This window comes from Pedobacter sp. NJ-S-72 (assembly GCF_053890575.1).
The window spans coordinates 4,767,689-4,787,783 of record NZ_CM132681.1; the positions used below are offsets into that span (position 1 = coordinate 4,767,689).

At 38.6% G+C, this 20,095-nt stretch carries 19 protein-coding genes and 6 pseudogenes; 19 read left to right on the top strand and 6 right to left on the bottom strand.

Translation table 11 applies throughout. The features are described 5' to 3' along the window. Positions 1-123 precede the first annotated feature (123 nt). The 4 genes and pseudogenes from uvrC to porW (ACWYN3_RS31490) form a co-directional block, all read right to left on the bottom strand. Positions 124-1,930 (bottom strand): annotated as a pseudogene (gene uvrC / locus ACWYN3_RS31475) (excinuclease ABC subunit UvrC). Further along, positions 1,931-4,163, bottom strand: a pseudogene (locus ACWYN3_RS31480) (penicillin-binding protein 1A). A gap of 2 nt (positions 4,164-4,165) precedes the next feature. Then, positions 4,166-5,998 (bottom strand): type IX secretion system periplasmic lipoprotein PorW/SprE, encoded by a 1,833-nt coding sequence (porW, locus tag ACWYN3_RS31485; protein ID WP_456217811.1) that lies wholly within the window; start codon positions 5,996-5,998, stop codon positions 4,166-4,168. Beyond that, positions 5,995-7,080 carry a type IX secretion system periplasmic lipoprotein PorW/SprE gene (gene porW, locus ACWYN3_RS31490; protein ID WP_456217812.1) on the bottom strand — a complete coding sequence of 362 codons (1,086 nt, stop codon included), beginning with the start codon at positions 7,078-7,080 and terminating at the stop codon, positions 5,995-5,997. Before porW (ACWYN3_RS31490) ends, porW (ACWYN3_RS31485) begins: the two co-directional genes overlap by 4 nt. A 118-nt stretch (positions 7,081-7,198) precedes the next feature. Here porW (ACWYN3_RS31490) and ACWYN3_RS31495 point away from each other — a divergent pair, with 118 nt between their 5' ends. The 13 genes and pseudogenes from ACWYN3_RS31495 to ACWYN3_RS31555 all read left to right on the top strand — a co-directional run bounded on the left by ACWYN3_RS31495 (position 7,199) and on the right by ACWYN3_RS31555 (position 14,209). Continuing rightward, positions 7,199-7,417: an AtpZ/AtpI family protein gene (locus tag ACWYN3_RS31495; protein ID WP_456217813.1), complete on the top strand. Its 219-nt coding sequence runs from the start codon at positions 7,199-7,201 to the stop codon at positions 7,415-7,417. Between the two features lie 80 nt (positions 7,418-7,497). Then, positions 7,498-7,887 (top strand): hypothetical protein, encoded by a 390-nt coding sequence (locus ACWYN3_RS31500; RefSeq protein ID WP_456217814.1) that lies wholly within the window; start codon positions 7,498-7,500, stop codon positions 7,885-7,887. A gap of 14 nt (positions 7,888-7,901) precedes the next feature. Continuing rightward, positions 7,902-9,038 (top strand): F0F1 ATP synthase subunit A, encoded by a 1,137-nt coding sequence (gene atpB, locus ACWYN3_RS31505; RefSeq protein WP_456217815.1) that lies wholly within the window; start codon positions 7,902-7,904, stop codon positions 9,036-9,038. A gap of 38 nt (positions 9,039-9,076) precedes the next feature. After that, on the top strand, positions 9,077-9,283 hold the full coding sequence (gene atpE / locus ACWYN3_RS31510) for an ATP synthase F0 subunit C (RefSeq protein ID WP_041879754.1): 207 nt from the start codon (positions 9,077-9,079) through the stop codon (positions 9,281-9,283). An 82-nt stretch (positions 9,284-9,365) separates the two neighbouring features. Further along, positions 9,366-9,515: a F0F1 ATP synthase subunit B family protein gene (locus ACWYN3_RS31515; RefSeq protein ID WP_456217816.1), complete on the top strand. Its 150-nt coding sequence runs from the start codon at positions 9,366-9,368 to the stop codon at positions 9,513-9,515. After that, positions 9,499-9,861, top strand: coding sequence for a F0F1 ATP synthase subunit B family protein (locus ACWYN3_RS31520; RefSeq protein WP_456217817.1), 363 nt, complete (start codon positions 9,499-9,501; stop codon positions 9,859-9,861). The genes ACWYN3_RS31515 and ACWYN3_RS31520 overlap by 17 nt, the downstream gene beginning before the upstream one ends. Before the next feature lie 25 nt (positions 9,862-9,886). Beyond that, complete coding sequence (locus tag ACWYN3_RS31525) at positions 9,887-10,015, top strand: F0F1 ATP synthase subunit delta (protein WP_456217818.1); 129 nt, start codon at positions 9,887-9,889, stop codon at positions 10,013-10,015. Next, the gene (atpH, locus tag ACWYN3_RS31530; RefSeq protein WP_456217819.1) at positions 10,012-10,440 is read left to right on the top strand and encodes an ATP synthase F1 subunit delta; all 429 of its coding nucleotides are present in this window, start codon (positions 10,012-10,014) and stop codon (positions 10,438-10,440) included. The genes ACWYN3_RS31525 and atpH overlap by 4 nt, the downstream gene beginning before the upstream one ends. A 45-nt stretch (positions 10,441-10,485) precedes the next feature. Beyond that, positions 10,486-12,065: pseudogene (gene atpA / locus ACWYN3_RS31535) on the top strand (F0F1 ATP synthase subunit alpha). A gap of 56 nt (positions 12,066-12,121) precedes the next feature. Beyond that, a pseudogene (gene atpG / locus ACWYN3_RS31540) lies at positions 12,122-13,002 on the top strand (ATP synthase F1 subunit gamma). A 104-nt stretch (positions 13,003-13,106) separates the two neighbouring features. Continuing rightward, positions 13,107-13,565, top strand: coding sequence for an HAD family acid phosphatase (locus ACWYN3_RS31545; protein ID WP_456217820.1), 459 nt, complete (start codon positions 13,107-13,109; stop codon positions 13,563-13,565). Beyond that, on the top strand, positions 13,526-13,903 hold the full coding sequence (locus ACWYN3_RS31550; protein WP_456223220.1) for an HAD family acid phosphatase: 378 nt from the start codon (positions 13,526-13,528) through the stop codon (positions 13,901-13,903). Before ACWYN3_RS31545 ends, ACWYN3_RS31550 begins: the two co-directional genes overlap by 40 nt. A gap of 123 nt (positions 13,904-14,026) precedes the next feature. Then, positions 14,027-14,209 carry a hypothetical protein gene (locus ACWYN3_RS31555; RefSeq protein WP_456217821.1) on the top strand — a complete coding sequence of 61 codons (183 nt, stop codon included), beginning with the start codon at positions 14,027-14,029 and terminating at the stop codon, positions 14,207-14,209. A 63-nt stretch (positions 14,210-14,272) separates the two neighbouring features. Here the strand turns inward: ACWYN3_RS31555 and ACWYN3_RS31560 are convergent, their stop codons facing one another. Then, the gene (locus ACWYN3_RS31560; RefSeq protein ID WP_456217822.1) at positions 14,273-14,917 is read right to left on the bottom strand and encodes an FkbM family methyltransferase; all 645 of its coding nucleotides are present in this window, start codon (positions 14,915-14,917) and stop codon (positions 14,273-14,275) included. Positions 14,918-14,948: 31 nt separating this feature from the next. Continuing rightward, a pseudogene (gene ruvC, locus ACWYN3_RS31565) lies at positions 14,949-15,514 on the bottom strand (crossover junction endodeoxyribonuclease RuvC). Positions 15,515-15,559: 45 nt separating this feature from the next. Here ruvC and ACWYN3_RS31570 point away from each other — a divergent pair. From ACWYN3_RS31570 to ACWYN3_RS31595, 6 genes and pseudogenes are all read left to right on the top strand, one after another. Further along, positions 15,560-16,538, top strand: a pseudogene (locus ACWYN3_RS31570) (hypothetical protein). A gap of 155 nt (positions 16,539-16,693) precedes the next feature. After that, the gene (locus ACWYN3_RS31575; RefSeq protein WP_456223221.1) at positions 16,694-17,074 is read left to right on the top strand and encodes a glycosyltransferase; all 381 of its coding nucleotides are present in this window, start codon (positions 16,694-16,696) and stop codon (positions 17,072-17,074) included. Then, positions 17,074-17,655, top strand: coding sequence for a glycosyltransferase family 2 protein (locus ACWYN3_RS31580; RefSeq protein WP_456223222.1), 582 nt, complete (start codon positions 17,074-17,076; stop codon positions 17,653-17,655). Before ACWYN3_RS31575 ends, ACWYN3_RS31580 begins: the two co-directional genes overlap by 1 nt. After that, positions 17,655-18,764 carry an ABC transporter permease gene (locus ACWYN3_RS31585; RefSeq protein WP_456217823.1) on the top strand — a complete coding sequence of 370 codons (1,110 nt, stop codon included), beginning with the start codon at positions 17,655-17,657 and terminating at the stop codon, positions 18,762-18,764. Before ACWYN3_RS31580 ends, ACWYN3_RS31585 begins: the two co-directional genes overlap by 1 nt. A 23-nt stretch (positions 18,765-18,787) precedes the next feature. Beyond that, positions 18,788-19,399, top strand: a complete 612-nt coding sequence (locus tag ACWYN3_RS31590; RefSeq protein WP_456217824.1) for a ribonuclease HII — start codon at positions 18,788-18,790, stop codon at positions 19,397-19,399. Between the two features lie 17 nt (positions 19,400-19,416). Then, entirely contained in the window at positions 19,417-20,043 is a 627-nt protein-coding gene (locus ACWYN3_RS31595) for a hypothetical protein (RefSeq protein ID WP_456217825.1), read from the top strand. The last annotated feature ends 52 nt before the right edge of the window (positions 20,044-20,095 follow it).

The following is a 20,095-nucleotide window of genomic DNA, read 5'->3' on the forward strand; positions in this document are numbered from 1 at the left end:
CGGATTAAAAAGGGGATGGCTGACTACGAACAGAGTTTGTGGGAATACTAAACCTGATATCAATTTAAACAAAAAGCACCGTCATCTTTAAGATAATGGTGCTTTTTGCTTTATAGAGGTTGCTCAAATATCTTTTGGAGTAAAGTGTGTAAGCAGCGTTTTGACCTGAGCTTTGTTTAAGACCTTTTCCAGTTCAGCTTCAGTTGCTTCTCTGATCTTTTTAACAGATTTGAACTGGCGTAAAAGCTTATCGGCCGTTGCCTTACCGATACCGGGGATATCTTCAAGTTCTGTTTTTAAGGTGCCCTGATCTCTTTTCTTTCTGTGGAAGGTAATTCCAAAGCGGTGGGCTTCGTCACGAAGCTGCTGGATCACCTTGAGCGTCTCAGACTTTTTATCCAGGTGAAGCGGGTAACTGTCACCAGGGTAGTAGAGTTCTTCGAGTCTTTTGGCAATACCGATCACTGTAACTTTATGTTCTATGCCTAATTTCTTTAAACTGCTTACTGCCGACGATAGCTGGCCCTTACCGCCATCAATGATAATGAGTTGAGGTAGTGACTCCTCTTCTTCTAACATGCGCTTATATCGTCTGTAAACGGCTTCTTCCATTGTAGCAAAATCATTGGGGCCTTCAACGGTTTTTACGTTGAAATGCCTGTAATCTTTTTTGGAAGGTTTAGCATCCTTAAATACCACAATTGCTGAAACAGGATAAGCCCCCTGGAAATTCGAGTTATCAAAACACTCGATATGTACAGGCAGCTGAGTAAGCATTAAATCTTTCTGCATTTGTGTTAAAATGCGTTCAGATCTTAAATCCGGATTTAGTTTTTCATACTGATTCAGTTTTTCGCGTCTGAAGAACAATACGTTTTTATGAGAAAGTTCCAGCAGGTTTTTTTTTTCACCTAGCTTAGGGACAGTAAACTTTAAATTTTCATCTTTTAATTTGATATCAAAAGGAACGATGACTTCTTTTGAGGTACTGCTGAATTTTGTCCTGAACTCTGTGATGGCTAGTGTAAGCAATTCTTCATCAGATTCATCCAGACGTTTTTTGATCTCTATCGTTTGGGTCTGAATGATGCTGCCATTCATAATCTTTAAGTAATTGACAAAAGCATAACGTTCATCAGAGGCAATACTCACCACATCGACATTGGTAATAGAGCTGTTAACCACAGTTGATTTACTTTGATACTTTTCTAAGACCAGTAATTTCTTTTGATACAAATGGGCATATTCAAAATTCAGTTCGTCGACTGCTTTTTTGATAATCTGTTTAACGTCTTTGATTACATTGCCGATCTTACCATTCAGAATATCCTTGATTTCTTCGATACTCTGATCGTAATCGGTATCTGTCTGATAAGCCTGACAAGGGCCTTTACAATTGCCGATCTGGTATTCCAGACAAACTTTGAATTTTCCGGCATTGATATTCTCTTCACTGAGCGGAAGATTACAGGTACGTAAAGGGTAAAGTTTCCTTAATCAGGTCGAGGATCGTATGCATCATCCCTACAGAAGCATAAGGGCCAAAATAGGTTGATCCGTCTTTAACCATTTTCCTGGTCCAGTACAAACGCGGAAAGGGCTCCTTTTTGATGATAATCCATGGATAGGTCTTATCATCTTTCAGCATGATATTATACTTTGGCTGATGCTTTTTAATCAGGCTGTTTTCAAGCAGCCAGGCATCAATCTCCGTATCAACAATAGTAAAAGTAATTTTGCGAATCTTGGAAACCAATACTTTGGTTTTACCATTCATCTGATTATCACTATTGAAATAAGAGCCGACCCGGTTTCTTAAATCTTTGGCCTTGCCGATATAGATCAACATATCTTCCTGATCCCAGTATTGATAAACACCGGGTTTATGTGGAATATCGGCTAATGCCTTTTTGTAATCAAAAATGCTCATTTAAAAACCCAGCTTCTTGTCCAGTTCTGTGGTATCAGTTTGCTGTTGTTGATATTGGTTACAGTCGTAAGTAATAGATACTCCGCCTTTCGGTGCTTCAAAGTCTCCTTTGCCCACTTTCAATTTAGGATTAGCGTATACTTTCTTGAAAAATCCACCGAAAACAGGCATCGCAGTTTTAGAACCTTCTCCTTCTCTGGTACTGATAAAGTGGAATGCACGGTCTTCACAACCTGTCCATACTCCTGCTACAAGATCGGGAGTAATCCCTACAAACCAACCATCTGAGTTGTTCTGCGTCGTTCCGGTTTTACCACCAATAGGATTTTTAAGTCCGTATTTACTAATCAGGCCGTAACCATAACCATTTTTAACCACACCTTCCAGCATACGGGTCATCACATAAGCGACGTCTTCGTTCATTGCAGGGTGTTTCTGTGGTGTTTGAGAGAACAGTACTACTCCGTTTTTATCTTCAATTCTTAGAATATAGGTAGGCTGTGTCCATACGCCTTTATTGGCAAATACGCTGTAAGCTCCAACCATATCAAATACAGAGGCAGAGGCATCAAAAGAGCCCAGTGCGATAGATGGATAAGAAGGTACATTGGAAGTGATCCCCATGTTTTTTGCCAGTGTAGCCACAGCTGTAGGTCCTACCTGTTTCATTAAATAGGCAGCAATATAATTCTGAGAAAATGCCAGTGCTTTTTGTAAAGTGATATAGCCTGGTAAGGTACCACCGGATTTTGGTGTCCATGGGGCACTGCCGGGAACTTCAATGGTAACAGGTTCATTTAAGACCTGGTAACAAGGAGAGTAACCATTTTCTATGGCTACTGAATAGGTGAAAGGTTTTGCCGTTGAGCCTACCTGTCTTGTTCCCATTTTTACCTGGTCGTATTTGAAATGCTCGTAGTTGATACCGCCAACCCATGCTTTAACATAACCTGTTTTCGGGTCCATCGCCATCATGGCATTTCTTAACAGCAGTTTGTAATATCTTACTGAATCGATCGGTTTCATCAGCGTATCCAGATTTCCTTTCCAGGTGAAAAATGCTCATTTCAGCAGGGGTATTAAAATCTGTTTTAATCTCTTCTTCAGATTTTCCTTCCAGCTGTAAAGCTTTATAACGGTCAGATCTTTTAACACCTTGTTCAATCTGCATTTCTTTGCCTTTGAAAGGATTTTTACCTTTCCAGCCTCTGATAAATTGTGCCTGAAGAACTTTCATGGCATCTTTCTGGGCTTCCTCAGCATAGACCTGCATATCATAATTGATAGTCGTAATAATTTTCAGTCCGTCTCTGTCCAGATCGTATGGCGTGCCATCAGCTTTTAAGATAGAACGTTCCTGGAAGATTTTCTTGATATCACTTTTTAATACGGCTCTGAAATAAGGAGCAATTCCGTCATTTACAGTTGCAGCACTAAATTTAAGCGCAAGTGGCTTTGCTTTTTCTTCATCAAACTGCTGTTGTGTTAACAGATCTTCTTTCACCATATTGGCCATTACCGTATTACGGCGGGCCAATGATCTTTCCGGGTTACGGGGTAGGTGAGTAGCGGGTAATTCCTTTTTGCAGCCCAACCAATGTCGCGGCCTGAGCCACTGTCAGCTGATCTGGAGTGGTATTGAAATAAACTCTTGCTGCAGATTTAATTCCATAGGCTTGATTACCAAAATCCACTGTATTTAAATACATGGTGATAATCTCTTCTTTGGTAAAGTTACGTTCCAGTTTTACGGCAACGATCCATTCCTGGAACTTTTGCATCAGACGTTTGAAAAAATTACGCTGACGGCCCTCTTCCGAGAAAAGGTTAAGTGCCAATTGTTGTGTAATGGTACTGGCACCTTGTTTTTTACCAACTATATTGTAAAATATAATAGTGAATGTACGTTTGAAATCGATACCTGAATGTTCTTTAAACCTGGTGTCTTCTGTTGAGATCAGCGCATTGATTACATTCTGAGAAATCTCAGGATAAGTTACATTAGAACGGTTTTGTACGAAATAAGTACCTAAAACCCTTTTGTCCTCTGTTAAAATTCAGTAGCCTGATTACTTTTAGGGTGTTCAATATCTCTGAAAGAAGGCAATGTTCCAAATAGCCCAAAGCCGATTGCAACGATAAAAATTGCAAACAGGATCATTGCACCTATCAATAACTTCCAGAGCGTAATGTTATAGCTTTTTATCTCTGCAGCCGAAATATTTTTGGTCATTTTTAGTAGTTGTTTTTGTAGAAATCTAAATACTTAGTTACCAGCTCCTTGTTCCGGAGTTTTTCGAAATTCTCCTTACTGATAATGAAGCTGCTGTAAACACCAGCAGGTACTTTCATAATCTGTTTTAATTGAGGAGTTATTCCGTCAGCGTAACTTTTTACTTCTGCAAAACTAAGAAAGTTCCCAACATATATCAGTTGGTCATTGTCAAATTCTGTTAATTGATGTCTCAAACCACCTCCGGGGAAGTTTCCGCGGTTAAATTGACCAATACCAAAACGCGAAGAGCTGAGCGTTAAACTGGCATCGGCAACGTCGATTACAAAATAATAGACTTTAGATATATCTGTGCTGAATATTTTGTCTTTGACAGGAACCGGAACTTCTACCGCTTTTACAGGGGCAGGGGTTTCTGTTGCGGGAGTGACAACTGCTACAACCGGTGCTTCTTTTACTACCTCAGTAACAGGAGGCACAGCAGTTGCAATAACAGGAGTGATTGGCTGATTTACAGGTACTACTGCTGCCTCTTTTGGTACTGCGGGTTGAACAACTGGCTGTTTAACAACTGTAGCAAGTTGTTCTTTTACAGGTTGTACAATAGGCTGAAGGTCTGGTTGAGCAGTAACCGGAACAATTTTCTCTGCTATTGGCGCTGAGGTGAAGAAACGAGGCTCTGCCGGGTCAAAATCTGGTAAGGCTACTCTTCTTTTACGGAATTCATCCTGATGAGTGGCAATATAGGCCAGGTGATCTTTCACTAATGGAACGATTAATTTATCATCCGGATACAGATTCGTAATCGCTTTGAATGCTGATGTCAAGCTATCAATCTGCTGGGTTCTTCCTATCGCTATGGCTCTCAGGTAACTTAATTGCGGATTAATCAGGCCAGCAGGATATTGCTGAATAGTTGTATTTACTTCGGTAATTACAGCAGGGAATGCTTTTCCCTCATAAAGTTCAAATACCTGGTTGTATTTCTTGATCCCTGCTGCTTCGAGGTCTGATTGTTTCATGGAGTAATCGGGATCCAGAATAGTTTTAGCATAAACACTTGCTGGAAATTTATCCAGTACCAGAGCTTTATACTTAGCTGCGTTTGCCGGATCTGATTTTTTAGAACATAGGTATAAACTATAATAAATAGAGCCCAGGTGATTATTGTCCGGGAAACGGCTTAGTATTAATTGATAAATACGAATAGCTTCCTGCTGATCATCCAGCTCCTGCTGATAGAAATTGGCAATTTCATAGTAAGCGTCAATAATTTTACCATTAGAAGCCATTATCGCCTGGGGTGTAAGTGGGATAGCGGCTATAGTGTGTTTTCCGCTGGTATCTTTTTCCGCTATTATTTTTTCTGCTCCAATACTATCCAGAGGATAACCATTATTTGTAACCTTAGCAATATTTTCTCTTGCGGTTTGCGAAGATGATTTAATACTCTGTCTCCAGTTATCTTCTAATTTTCTACTTCCCCATTTCGTCTGGAAATCACTCAGTCCTCTGCTTAATGCAGCTGGATTGCTGAAATAAAATGAACTTGTTTGTGCTCCGGCGGTATTATTACGTCTTTGCGCATCAGGGAAAAGGTCATTTCTAAATGTCACGGTATTAGCTGTAACGGGTATTACTTTAACAGCAGTAAGTTTTTTGATTTTAGCCATGCGGCTTGCTTCTGGTAGTTTTGCCAGCATTTGCAACGTATCCTGATAAGCAATAACATCATACCTGTTGGTAATATATTCCAGGTTCTGACTCTTCTTTAAGATTTGTACATATCCAGGATAATTTTTAGGCAAAGTGTTGACTGTTGACTGTACTGTCATAGTATATATGATTTTGCCTTTAAGAAGTCTTTATGTTTATTAAAGTTTAAATCTGCCATCCTGAGATAAGACAGTCCTTTCTGATAATTATTCTTGGTACTGTTCCGTATAGATAACTTATAATATTTTTCTGCCTCGGTGATATTGTCTTCTTCTGCGTAATCTTCTGCGATCTGATAATAGATCTGATCATGATAGTCCAGGTTCTTATCATCTTTTAACAGGGCAAGCAATTCTTTTGTCCGGTTTAAATGTTCTCCGTTTAATATACCTGTAATCTTAATCTTGTTTAGGTTAGCATTGAAGTATAATTCAAAACCCGCATTGCTTTTTTGCACTTTAGTATAAAGAGCTAAGGCCTGCTGATATTTTTTCTGACGTTCATACAACTGGGCAAGTATATAAGTCCAGCGAATCCGGTTGCGCTGAAGCGAACTTTCCTTGACTGCGTTTTCCAGAATAGGAATTGCATCATTATACCTGTTCTGATAAATATAGGACTGGGCAATGGTAGCCATTGGTTCAGATCTCTTTTTCTTGATCAGGGCCAGGTTATCATAAACAGTGTCCAGTATAATTGCAGCATCTTCCATATTATTCAGCTGCATCAGGCTTCGTGCTTTCCAGTTTTGAGCATTCACCAGCACATTCATATCTTTAGTATATGTTTTGGCGGTATAATCGAAGTATTCTTCGGCAACGAAATAGTTGGTTTTAAGATAATATGCCTTTCCTAATAAGAGATAGGCATCGTCTATATAATTACTGAATGCTTTATCAGCGATGATTGCTCTTGACTTTTTTACAATGGCATCCAGCGCTCTGTCATTGGCTGGCGGATGAAGCACGGTTTCTGAACTGAATTTCTCCGGATCGGTATATACCGGTAAAACATCACTGTAGTTATCTATATATGAATTATATGATTCTTCTTCGTAGTTATTCAGAATAACATTAGCATTGTAAATATAGTTATAGCGTGCAGTTAAATTTTGCATAGCTCTGCTGCTCGTTGCCGTATCTTTAGGAGTACTGCAGGCCATTAAGAAGGAGCTTCCCAGGTAAAATAATACTAATTTCAAACCAGAGCGTCGGAGATTCTTCAAATAAGTAGTTTGAGTGAACATTTAAAATAAGCTAGAATGTATGCAAAAATATTTTATTCATCTGTATTTCAGTGCAAATTATTAATTTTTTACCATGAGCGATCCACAGAAAGATAAAAAAGCAACAAACTTTGTTAAGTATACTGGGATTGGTTTTCAGATGCTGGCCACTATTGGCATATTTGCCTTTGCGGGATATAAAATTGATAATTATAGAAATAGTGAAAAATTGATTTTTACTGCATTGCTTGGTCTTTCTGGTGTGGTCATTTCGCTTTATCAGATTATCAGACAACTGAATAGTAAAGAGTAACACTAACAATCTTTACCAATTAAATAATTTTATCATCTAAATTCAAACAGATTCTCATACTTTTGTCAAAAAAAAGTATTTTGAGTGTTTTAAAGTTTACGTTATACTATCTGCTCTATTCGCTGCTCCTTGCCGGGGTCGCTTTTGCCTTACCTGTATTATTTCCCGGGGTTCCTTTACTAGCAAATAAATTTTGGTTGCTGTTTGGTTTTACAGGAGGTCTTACCTATATAGCCTATGTAATGGCTTATTTAGGGATAAAAATGGATCCGGAGACAGGTATAATGGCTATTATGGGGTCAATTGTTTTGAAAATGATATTTTCTATGGCTTTTGTCCTGATTTACAGCCTGAACACCAAGGAAAAGGGGTTGGTTTTCGCGCTCAACTTTTTTTCTTTATATTTATTGTTCAGCTTCTTTGAAATATACTCGCTGTTATGTAACTTGCGCCACCAAAATAATAAGTAAAAATCTGCCAGTAAATGGATTGTAGCCACGTTTTTGATTTTAAAGTTAATAGGTTAACCCTTGTTTTTACGCTTTTTTTAGCGTTATTCTTTGTAACACCCCTGTTATATGCACAGGAAGACACATCGAAAGCAACCGTAACCGCTCACGCCGAACCAGAGGCTGAGAAAAAGTTCAATTTAGGTAAGTTCGCCTTACACCACATTGCGGATTCGCATAGCTGGCATGTAATCGGTGACACTTTTATTGGCCTGCCAGTCATTTTGTATACACAAGGTGGATTGGTTATGTTTAATTCTGATGAGTTTCATGGAGATGATGAGGCGAAATTAGTAGTTGAGCGTGCCGGTCAGCGTTTTGTTAAGTTGCATGAAAAGATATACTATGCTTCTGAGGCTGCAAATGCCGAAGGAGAATATGTAGAGCTTGATGCAAATCATCATGCACATAATGCACGCCCTCTGGATTTTTCAGTAACCAAGAACGTATGTACTTTATTGCTTTCTGTAGTTGTGATGCTGGCTGTATTCTTAAATGTTGCTAACGGATACAAGAAAAGAAAAGGTAAATCTCCAAAAGGATTACAGTCATGGATTGAGCCTCTTATTTTATTTGTACGTGATGACATCGCAAGACCAAATCTTGGTCACAAGTATGAGCGTTTTATGCCATACCTGTTAACAGTATTTTTCTTTATCTGGTTCAACAATATGCTGGGCCTGGTTCCATTCCTTCCGGGAGGAGCCAACTTAACAGGAAATATTGCTGTAACTGCGGTATTATCAGTGATAACATTAATCATTGTGGTGACCAATGGTAATAAATATTACTGGAAACACATCTTTACTCCAGATGTACCATGGTGGTTATATATCGTATTGGTACCAGTTGAGATTATTGGTGTATTTACAAAACCTATCGCCCTTGCGATACGTTTATTTGCAAATATTACTGCAGGTCACATTTTAATGTTATCATTAATCGGTTTGATCTTCGTATTTAACTCTGTATATGTTTCCATAGTATCGGTTCCATTTGCCTTGTTCATCGGAGCAATCGAATTGCTTGTTGCTTTTATACAAGCGTTTATTTTTACCATGTTATCTGTTATCTGCGTTGTCATTGGAATGGCGATAGAAGAACACCATTAATTAGAATTTTTTAACAACAATTAATATATATAATCATGATTACAGGAAGTATTGCTGCAATTGGTGCTGGATTAGCTGCTATTGGTGCAGGTGTAGGTATCGGAAAAATCGGTAGTTCAGCTATGGAAGGTATTGCTCGTCAACCTGAAGCAGCCTCTAAAATTCAAACTGCGATGTTAATCGCTGCTGCATTCGTTGAAGCAGTTGCTCTTTTCGCAGTAGTTGTTGCATTAATTGCCAACTAAAAAAAATGGTCATGTGCTTTGCAGGATTGCTGCAAAGCACATACTATGATTTAAGAAATAAAGATTTAATATATATACTTAGATGGAATTATTAGTACCGGAAATTGGTTTAGTTGTTTTTCAGACAATAGCATTTCTATTGTTGATGTTTGTTTTGGCCAAGTTTGCATGGAAACCTGTATTAGCGGCTATTAAAGAACGTGAGCATAATATCGATGAAGAAGCTAAATAAAGCTGAATTGGCGAAACAGGAAATGGTACGCTTAGCTGCACAAAACGAGGAGTCTATGAAAGAAGCCCGTGCAGAAAGAGACCTAATGCTGAAAGAAGCAAAAACGTTAAAAGATTCAATCGTTAATGAAGCTAAACATCAGGCACAGACTGAAGGAGCTAAATTAATCGAAAAAGCAAGAATTGAAATTGAGAATCAAAAGAAAGCTGCTTTAGCTGAATTGAAAGATCAGGTTTCATCATTATCAATTGATATCGCTGAGCGCGTATTACGCAATCAGTTAGCTGATAAAGCTAAGCAACAGGATTTCGTTGCTGATTTATTGAAAGATATTGAATTGAACTAATTCCCTGCCAACAAATTAAATTAACATGTCAGAAAATAAAGCAGCATCAAGATACGCCAAATCATTAATTGACCTTTCTACAGAGCAAAATGCTTTGGAAGAAATGAGAAGTGACATGGTGCTTATTGAGCAGGTTATTGATCAAAAACAGTGAGTGAGCTTGAGGCGATTCTTCAGAACCCTGTTATTCCTCTGGATAAAAAATATTCGATTTTGGATGGAATCTTTGGTAAAAGCGTTCACGCGATTACCCGTTCTTATTTGAAACTGCTTGTCAGTAAAGGTCGTGCTGCTATTTTATTTGATACTACTAAAGCATTCGTCAGACAATATAATACTATCAAAGGTATTGTAACTGCTGAAGTATTATCAGCTATAGCACTAACTGATGCAAATAAAGCAGAGATTATCAGTGTGGTTAAAAGAGAAATTGGAGCAAACCAGGTAATCATTCAGGAAAAAATCAGCGATAAATTAATCGGTGGGTTTATCTTAAAGGTTGGCGACAAACAATTTGATGCCAGTATCGCTGGTAGTCTAAATAAACTAAAAAAGGAATTAGCCCAGGGCGTGGTTTAGATCCGATAACAATATACAGAATTACAAAAGAAATAATATAAAATTATGGTAGAGGTAAGACCAGACGAAGTATCGGCAATTATCAGGCAACAATTGTCGGGCTTTAAATCAGAAGCCGAACTTGAAGAAGTTGGTACCGTATTACAAGTGGGTGATGGTATTGCCCGTGTTTATGGTTTGACTAAAGTTCAATCAGGTGAGCTAGTTGAATTTGAAACAGGCTTGCAAGGTATTGTTTTGAACCTTGAAGAAGATAATGTTGGTGTGGTTTTATTAGGCCCGTCAAGCACGATCAAAGAAGGCGATACAATTAAACGTACTAAAAAAATTGCCTCTATTAAAGTTGGTGAAGGTATGTTAGGCCGTGTAGTAAATACATTAGGTGAACCTATCGACGGTAAGGGACCGATCATTGGTCAGACTTACGAAATGCCAATCGAACGTAAAGCTCCAGGTGTAATCTACCGTCAGCCAGTTAATGAGCCTCTTCAAACAGGTATCAAAGCTATTGATGCAATGATTCCTATCGGTCGTGGTCAGCGTGAGCTGGTTATTGGTGATCGTCAAACAGGTAAAAGTGCTGTTTGTATTGATACTATCATCAATCAAAAAGAATTTTATGAAGCAGGTAATCCTGTTTTATGTATATATGTTGCTTGTGGTCAGAAAGCAAGTACTGTAGCAAACGTTGTTCGTACTCTTGAAGAGAACGGTGCAATGGCTTATACAGTAGTAGTTTCAGCTTCGGCTGCAGATCCTGCTCCATTGCAGTTTTATGCTCCATTCTCAGGTGCAGCAATTGGTGAGTACTTCCGTGATACTGGTCGTCCGGCACTGATCGTTTATGATGATTTATCTAAACAAGCAGTAGCTTACCGTGAGGTATCTTTATTACTTCGTCGTCCACCGGGCCGTGAAGCTTATCCTGGAGACGTATTTTACCTGCACAGTCGTTTATTAGAACGTGCTGCTAAAATCAACTCTAACGATGATATCGCACAAGCGATGAACGATTTACCTGAATCTTTGAAAGGTATCGTTAAAGGTGGTGGTTCATTAACTGCATTGCCTATTATATCGAAACTCAGGCTGGTGACGTTTCTGCTTATATCCCAACTAACGTAATTTCGATTACTGACGGACAGATCTTCTTAGAATCTAACTTGTTTAACGCAGGTGTTCGTCCGGCGATCAACGTAGGTATCTCGGTATCACGTGTTGGTGGTAACGCACAAATTAAATCAATGAAAAAGGTAGCTGGTACTTTGAAATTAGACCAGGCTCAATACCGTGAATTAGAGGCATTCTCTAAATTCGGATCTGATTTAGATGCTGCTACTAAGTCTGTATTGGATAAAGGTTCAAGAAACGTTGAGATATTAAAGCAGGGTCAGTTCTCTCCGATGACTGTGGAGAAACAAGTTGCGATCATTTATATTGGTACTAAAAACCTGATGCGTTCAGTTCCTGTAAATAAAATCAGAGCATTTGAAGCTGAATATTTACAACAATTGGAATTACGTCACCCAGAAACATTAGCTGCTTTGAAAGCTGGTAAACTGGATGATGATGCAATTACATCTGTATTGGAAACTGTGGCTAAAGAATTAGCAGGTAAATACTAAATAAAATAAAAGAGCCTGTTTAATTTTTAAACAGGCTTAAAGAAGATTAAAAAAGAATGGCTAATTTAAAAGAAGTAAGAATTCGTATATCATCAGTGCAGTCTACGCAGCAGATCACCAAAGCCATGAAAATGGTTTCGGCAGCTAAGCTGAAGCGTGCAACTAATGCTATTATACAGTTACGTCCGTATGCTACGAAGCTAAAAGAGATCTTAGGGAATCTTTCTGCCAACCTGGAAGGATCTTCATCCCCATATATTGAAGAACGCGAGCCTAACAAGGTATTAATCGTAGTTGTGTCTTCAAACCGTGGTTTAGCTGGTGCATTCAATATGAATGTAATCAAGGCAACTAATAACCTGATCGCAGAGAAATACAGTGAGCAGTTCAAAAATGGTAATGTAAGTATTGTCGCTATCGGTAAAAAATCTCAGGATTTTTACGAGAAGAGAGTTACAACGTTATTGGTAACAACAACGAAGTTTATACTGCATTAACATTTGAAAACGTAACTAAAATTACTGATTCAATTATGGCCGGATTTAAAAACGGTGATTATGATAAAGTAGAATTAGTTTATAACCGTTTCAAAAATGCTGCTGTACAGATTTTAACTACTGAACAGTTGTTGCCTTTACCACAAAACGAAAAAGCAGAAGAAGTTAATCAGCACCAGGTAGATTATATTCTTGAGCCTTCACAAGAGGAAATCGTTAAAGAATTAATCCCTAAGTCGATCAAAATTCAGTTATTCAAAGCGGTATTGGACTCTCATGCTTCAGAACACGGAGCAAGGATGACTTCAATGGATAAAGCAACAGAAAACGCGGGAGACCTGTTGAAAGCATTAAAACTTTCATACAACCAGGCACGTCAGGCTGCAATTACTACAGAGCTTACAGAGATTGTAAGTGGTGCAGCAGCACTGAACGGATAATACGACCCGTTATCAAATAATTGAAAGGCTGTTGTCGTTAGATAACGGCCTTTTTACATATAAACAACTTTTTAAGGTGTTTGAATAATTATTTTTGCGCAAACATGATGATGATGACAAAATTATTTTTCCCGCTAGCATTGGTTTTTATGCTTCCATTAGGTTCATTTGCACAGACCAATCCGACTGCTGAGGCAGCAAAAGACTATACTATTGCTGTAGCATGGCAACAACATTCAGGCGAGTACAGAGCCCTGTCTTTTCAAGCCTATAACTTTGCTAAACTCTCTTTACAGGAACGTTTAAAAGGTGCAGATACGACAAAGCTTAACTGTGTTGTTGTTGATATAGATGAAACGGTTTTAGATAATTCTCCTTTTCAGGGACATGAAATTCAAAAGGGATTAAGCTATGCGCCTAAAGACTGGTCGGAGTGGACTGGTAAGGCAGCAGCTGATACTGTACCCGGTGCATTGGGTTTTTTAAAATATGCACAGACTCAAAAGGTAGAGACGTTTTTTACATTACTAACCGCGATCAGGCGGACTATAAATCGACCATGAGTAACCTACAGCGTTTAGGATTTCCTTATGCTGACGATGCGCATTTGATGGTTAAACAAGGTACTTCTGATAAGGAAGTACGCAGACAAGAAGTATTGGGAAAATATAATATACTATTGCTTTGCGGAGATAACTTAAGCGACTTTTCGAATGTCTTTTACAGAGAAGGAAAGAATACAAAAGAAGAGGTAGATAAAGCGCAGCAAGAATTTGGGAATCACTTCATTGTCTTGCCTAATCCAATGTATGGTGACTGGGAGAAACTACTTTATAAAGGGGGGCATCTGAGCGAAACAGAGCGGTCAAAACAACGAATTGAAGGCTTAAAAAGCTATTAGGAACATTATTCAATAAATTCTTAGTTGAACATGCCTTTTTTGTTGGAATAATATTAATTTTGCAGCAGAATTAAAAAATAAAAAAAATGGAGCAAACGCCAAAACACAATACTAAAAGCATGCATGCAAAATGCAAATCAAACATCAATATATAAATTATTGGTTGCGGGTATCGTTGTGAGCATGTTAGGAGTTTATTTGCGTTTCGCATTTGACTCGAATACTTTATCTCTGGTATCATGGATCGTATTATTCCTTGGTGCATTTATTTGCTGCAAAGCAGTATTCAAAATACTCGGTTCATAATCCCAGAAAATATAAATGGAAAAGCCTTCTGTAACTGATGTTGCAGAAGGCTTTTTTATGCTGTTAAATTCCTAAACAGTTATTGCTTTTGTAAAATACAGAGGTGCAATTTGAGGTAATTACTCCCGGACTCATTCCTGTAAAGGGTAAATGCTTAAATCCTTTTTCTTTCAGAAAAGGGAAAACTTCAGCATAGTCCGGACGCTCTGAATTGTCCAGTACAATTACCCCATCCTCAGTGAGTGACTGTAATGATTCCTTGCAGCAATTCACACGATCCCTGCCATCCACAATAATAATGTTAAACTTTTTGTTAGTTGTAACGGCACTTTTAGAATATTCACCACCGCGAACCAGTTCGCAATAGATCATTTTTACATTAGGTATTTTGATGCTTGCATTTCTTTCAAACCAGGCTTTGTCATGCTCTACAGAAGTTACCGATCTGGAGTTTTTTGCATAAAACAAAGTTGAGTTTCCACAGCCAAATTCAAAAATGTCATGCTGATTGTTGATCCTGTCTTTTATGAAATCAATGAAGGAATAGGTTACCCATGGGATTGCTTCTCCATGCTCGTCTACAGATGATTTTGTTTCAAGGGCTTTAAACCAGCCTTTTTGTGCTAAATATCCTTTAAATCCCAGTGATAATAATGTGCGTAATTTGCTGGGATTAAGTAGGGTTAGTTTTGATAGATTATTATCCAAAATTGTAATTGATTAAAACTCAAATGTACCATTATTTCACTCTTTTCTGATTGTCTTTCGCAAAAGCATCCCATCCTGAATAAGATTTGCCGCTACCACTTGTGGATACTCTCTCTGGAAAGAATGACAAACTGCAACTGCTAATCCGTCCGTTGCATCTAAGAACTCAGGAGTTTCTTTAAAATTCAGAAGTCTCTGCAGCATTGCTGCAACCTGCTCTTTTCCGGCACTTCCATTGCCTGTAATCGACTGTTTGATTTTTCTTGGTGCATATTCTGTAATCGGAACATCTCTTGACAACGCGGCAGCCATGCAGATTCCCTGCGCCCTGCCTAATTTAAGCATGACTTGAATATTCTTTCCATAAAACGGAGCCTCCAATGCCATGACATCAGGCTTATACTGTTCTACCAAACTGACTGTTTTGGCAAAAATGCGTTGCAGTTTTAAAAAATGATCATCCAGGTGATTCATCTTTACGATACCCATCGCAATGAGTTCTATCTTGCTCCCCTTCTCTAAGATTACACCGTAACCCATTACCGCGGTTCCAGGGTCGATGCCCATGATTACCCTCTCCTTTTTTTCAGCCAACATAGAACAATATTAAGCATATTTGCACAATATAAAAGAAACGATAACTTGAGATCTGACTATAAACGTATATTTTCCATTGCAATAAAAGTGACAATAGTTTCTTTTGCATTCTGGTTCATCTATCATAAACTCACTTCGAACGAGAATCTTGACAAGTTCAGGGGCATTATTTCGACCATCCCGCGCACAGAAATTATTGCGGTAATTTCGTTAGTACTTGTGCTGATGCTGGTCAACTGGGGACTTGAGGCGCTCAAGTGGAAAAGGTTACTCCGGCAGATTGAAAAACTAAGCGTATGGCAATCGATTGAATCTGTCTTTTGCGGTTTGACACTAGCGATCTTTACGCCAAACAGATTAGGTGAATATGGTGGAAGGGTATTTTTTCTGTCCCCTAAACGGAGGATTATTGGTGTAGTAGCCATGGCAGTAGGTAATATTGGTCAAATGGTACTAACCAATATTTTTGGTGCAATTGCATTGTGTATCTTTTTACTCCGTTTTCTTCATCTGGGATTACCGGCTTAATTATGCGATCATTGCTTTAGCGGTAATGTTCTGCCTGTTTTTCTTAACCTTCTTTTTTAATATCCGCTGGTTAAACGGGTTATTGCTTTCCATGCGTTTTACGAGGAAATACAAGAAGTTTTACAGTATTCTGGGACGCTATCATAAAAAAGAGCTTTTTCAAATACTGATGTTTTGTCTTGCCCGTTATGTTGTATTCAGTACGCAGTACTTTATTATGTTCTACTGGTTAATTGCAGATATTCATTATCTGGACATCCTGATGATGGTTTGTATCTTGTTTTTTGTACAATCTACCTTACCATCTCTTGATTTATTTGATATTGGGATAAGAAGTGCAACTGCGTCTTATTTTTTTAGCTTTGTAACCAAACAGGACGTCGCTGTCATTGCATGTACTGCAAGCATCTGGCTGATAAATATTATTATTCCTGCTATATTAGGTTCATATTTTGTTTTTAAATTAAATTTTTTTGGAAGTCTTAATCGTCGTTAGTTAGTTACCTATCCGCATTTTTAACCGTTATATATCTTCTTGTCGTTGCCGGGTTTATCCGGGGCTGGCATAAACTGATCCCATTCAAGTATAAGCAAACTACAGGTTCTACTGCTGTCTCTATTATTGTAGCTGCCCGTAATGAAGCTGATAATATTCACCGTACGCTAGAAGCGTTACTTGCTCAGGATTATAATAAAGCACTGACTGAAATCATATTTATTGATGATCACTCTACAGATAATACTGCGGAAATTGTCAGATCATATGCTTCATCTGGTGTAAAACTGATCTCTCTGAAAGAAAACCAGGCTTTAAATTCCTATAAGAAAAAAGCTATTCAGACAGCAATAGGGCAAGCTACCGGTGATTTAATTATTACGACCGATGCTGATTGCCGGATGGGAACAGCATGGCTTAAAACTATTATTGCGTTTTATGAAGAGAAGCGTTATAAGATGATTTCATCGCCTGTGGCCTATGATGAAGAGAAAGTTTTTTTGAAAGAGCACAGTCACTGGAATTCCTTTACCTGATTGGTTTAGGTGCTTCAACAATAGGAAACAAAAAACCTTCTACCTGTAACGGCGCAAATTTAGCTTACGAAAAAGCTGCTTTTTATGAAGTTGGCGGTTTCCAGGGAATAGATGACCTGGCTTCTGGAGATGATGAACTGTTATTACATAAAATTGCTGCCCGTTATGATAACCACATTGGTTTCCTGAAAAATTCTGATGCGATGGTTTATACACATGCTAAACCAAATCTGGGAGAATTTATACAGCAGCGTAAACGCTGGGCTTCAAAAAGCACACGTTATAAAAACAAATCTATCATTGTACTGGGTGTATTTATCTGGTTTTTCAATGTGAGCATACTGTTGAACCTGTTAGTAGGTTTGTTCTTTATCGGCTTCCTTAAAATTTTCCTGATCCAGTTGCTTTTAAAAATAATAGTAGAATTTATATTCCTGATGGATGTCACTAAATTCGCTAAAAGAAGAAGCCTGATGGTTTTATTGCCTTTGCTTAACGTACTCCATGTACTTTATATCATTTATATCGGGATCGCAGGTAACTCAGGTAAATACAACTGGAAAGGCAGAATGGTCAAGTAATGGAAAAAAGTGTTAGCCCCTCAAAAAGAATCTGGGCCAGGTTTAGAAGAAATAAACCTGCCGTTGGGGGACTAATATTTATTTTGCTGCTCTTATTAATGGGGCTGCTGGGTTATCTGATCACACCAGATCAGACGCCAATGGCCAATACTATGCATTTGCAGTTAAGCAATAAAAAGCCAGGCAGATCATTTCAGTTTTTAGTGATCAGCTACAACCCTGATTTTAAGAAGGTCAGTTTCCTGGAAAAGATGTTATTCGGAGAGGAAGCTGAATTCAAAAGCATTCCTGTTACAGGCTATAGAATTGCAGGAAATAAACTCTTCATCAAAGAATATATCGGTGATGATGAAGAGGCCGCAGAAAGCAGTATTCCGCTTCCTGCTGATCATCAGAAGTACCTTGCAGCACACATTTATCAGCAAACCTTCTGGCTTGGTACTGACGGCTATGGAAGAGATTTATTAAGCCGTTTAATTTTGGGTATCCGTGTATCACTCTCTGTAGGCTTGCTTGCTGTACTTATTTCAATGAGTATAGGATTAAGTCTCGGAGCTATGGCGGGATATTTTGGTGGAATGACAGATTCAGTAATCAGCTGGTTGATGAATGTGATCTGGTCTCTGCCTTCACTATTATTGGTTATTGCCATTTCTTTTGCTTTAGGCAAAGGTTTCTGGCAGATCTTTATTGCTGTAGGTTTATCCACGTGGGTAGATGTATCAAGATTAGTCCGCGGACAGGTTATGGCGCTCAAAGAAGCCGAATTTGTTGAAGCAGCCAGAGCATTAGGGTTTCCAACTTTCCGGATTCTTACCAAACATATCCTGCCTAATATAGCGGGCCCGGTACTGGTTATTGCTTCCGCCAATTTTGCTTCGGCTATCCTGCTCGAAACAGGACTGAGTTTTCTTGGTTTTGGTGCACAACCACCTATGCCAGGCTGGGGAAGTATGATTAAGGAAAACTACGGATATATTGTAATGGATGCCGCTTACCTCGCCATTTTTCCGGGGATGGCTATTATGCTGACCGTTTATGCATTCAATCTGATGGCAATCGGCCTGAGTGATGCTTTTAAAGTGAAATCTCCAGGCACACTAGTTTAAAAAATCCCTTAACTTTACCTCATATGTTATTAAACTGTTTTCAACAAGAATTTTTAGAAGCGGGTTGTGATGAAGCTGGCAGAGGTTGTTTAGCCGGGCCTGTTTATGCAGCCGCAGTAATTTTACCTTTGGATTTTGTTGCCGGAGAACTGAACGACTCAAAAAAACTGACACATAAACAGCGTGTAGCTTTACGATATATTATCGAAAAAGAAGCAATAGCCTGGGCAGTAGGCTCAGTTGATAACCATGAAATAGACGAAATCAATATCCTGAATGCTTCATTTCTGGCCATGCACAGAGCCGTTGAACAATTGGTTGTGCAGCCTGGATATTTAAGCATTGATGGAAACCGTTTTAAAACCTATCCTGATATTCCGCATAGTTGTATTATCAAAGGTGATGGTAAATACCTGAATATTGCTGCTGCCTCTATACTGGCCAAAACGCACCGTGACCAGTACATGGATAATCTCGCTGAGCAATTTCCGGTTTATCAGTGGAAGAAAAATAAAGGCTATCCGACTAAAGTTCATCGTTCGGCAGCACTGTTGCATGGGCTTACTCCTTATCACCGTAAAACTTTTGCAATAAGTGATCCTGAAAGAATTCTCGTTACAGATAATGCGGGATAATTCGTATTTTCACCTTATTGAAAACGCTTATACTCAGCAACCGTGTCCCTTTTCCTCCCAATAGCGGTTATCCGATCGTAGTTTACAACACGATGAAAGGATTACTGAATCTGGGGGTAGAAATTACTTTGTTCAGTATTAACACCAATAAGCACCGGGTAGATGTAGATGATATTTACGATCCGGTATATGATCAGATCAAATTTCACTCTTTTGATCTGGATACAGAGGTTAATCTCTGGGGTGCATTCTTCAATATCTTTTCCAATGAGTCGTATAATGTTTCCAGATTTTACGATGATGATGCTGCGAAATTACTAGAGAATATTCTTCGTGAAAACGAATTTGATATTATCCAGTTTGAAGGATTATTTGTGGTACCCTATCTGGATATCGTTAAAACTAACAGTAAAGCGAAACTGATTTACCGGGCGCATAATATTGTTTTTGACGTATGGGAACGTTTGGCGAATTCGGAACGTTTCACACCCAGGCGTAAATATCTCCAGTTTTTAGCACGCAGGTTAAAGATTTATGAAACTGAACAGATTAACCGTTTTCATCAGATTTTTGCAATCAGTCAGCCGGACAGACATAGCATTCTCTCCTTTGGCTGTGAGATAGGAATCAAGTATTCCCTGTAGCACTGGATTTCGAAAAGTATACAATTGACCTTTCAAAAACCAGTTTCCCTAC

Coding starts and splice junctions, on each gene's coding strand:
- ACWYN3_RS31525 (WP_456217818.1), top strand. CDS start 9,887: ATGTCAGAAAATAAAGCAGCATCAAGATACGCCAAATCATTAATTGAC.
- ACWYN3_RS31545 (WP_456217820.1), top strand. CDS start 13,107: ATGATGATGATGACAAAATTATTTTTCCCGCTAGCATTGGTTTTTATG.
- ACWYN3_RS31555 (WP_456217821.1), top strand. CDS start 14,027: ATGCAAAATGCAAATCAAACATCAATATATAAATTATTGGTTGCGGGT.
- ACWYN3_RS31585 (WP_456217823.1), top strand. CDS start 17,655: ATGGAAAAAAGTGTTAGCCCCTCAAAAAGAATCTGGGCCAGGTTTAGA.
- atpB (WP_456217815.1), top strand. CDS start 7,902: ATGGATTGTAGCCACGTTTTTGATTTTAAAGTTAATAGGTTAACCCTT.
- ACWYN3_RS31590 (WP_456217824.1), top strand. CDS start 18,788: ATGTTATTAAACTGTTTTCAACAAGAATTTTTAGAAGCGGGTTGTGAT.
- ACWYN3_RS31515 (WP_456217816.1), top strand. CDS start 9,366: ATGGAATTATTAGTACCGGAAATTGGTTTAGTTGTTTTTCAGACAATA.
- ACWYN3_RS31520 (WP_456217817.1), top strand. CDS start 9,499: ATGAAGAAGCTAAATAAAGCTGAATTGGCGAAACAGGAAATGGTACGC.
- porW (WP_456217811.1), bottom strand. CDS start 5,998: ATGACAGTACAGTCAACAGTCAACACTTTGCCTAAAAATTATCCTGGA.
- ACWYN3_RS31495 (WP_456217813.1), top strand. CDS start 7,199: ATGAGCGATCCACAGAAAGATAAAAAAGCAACAAACTTTGTTAAGTAT.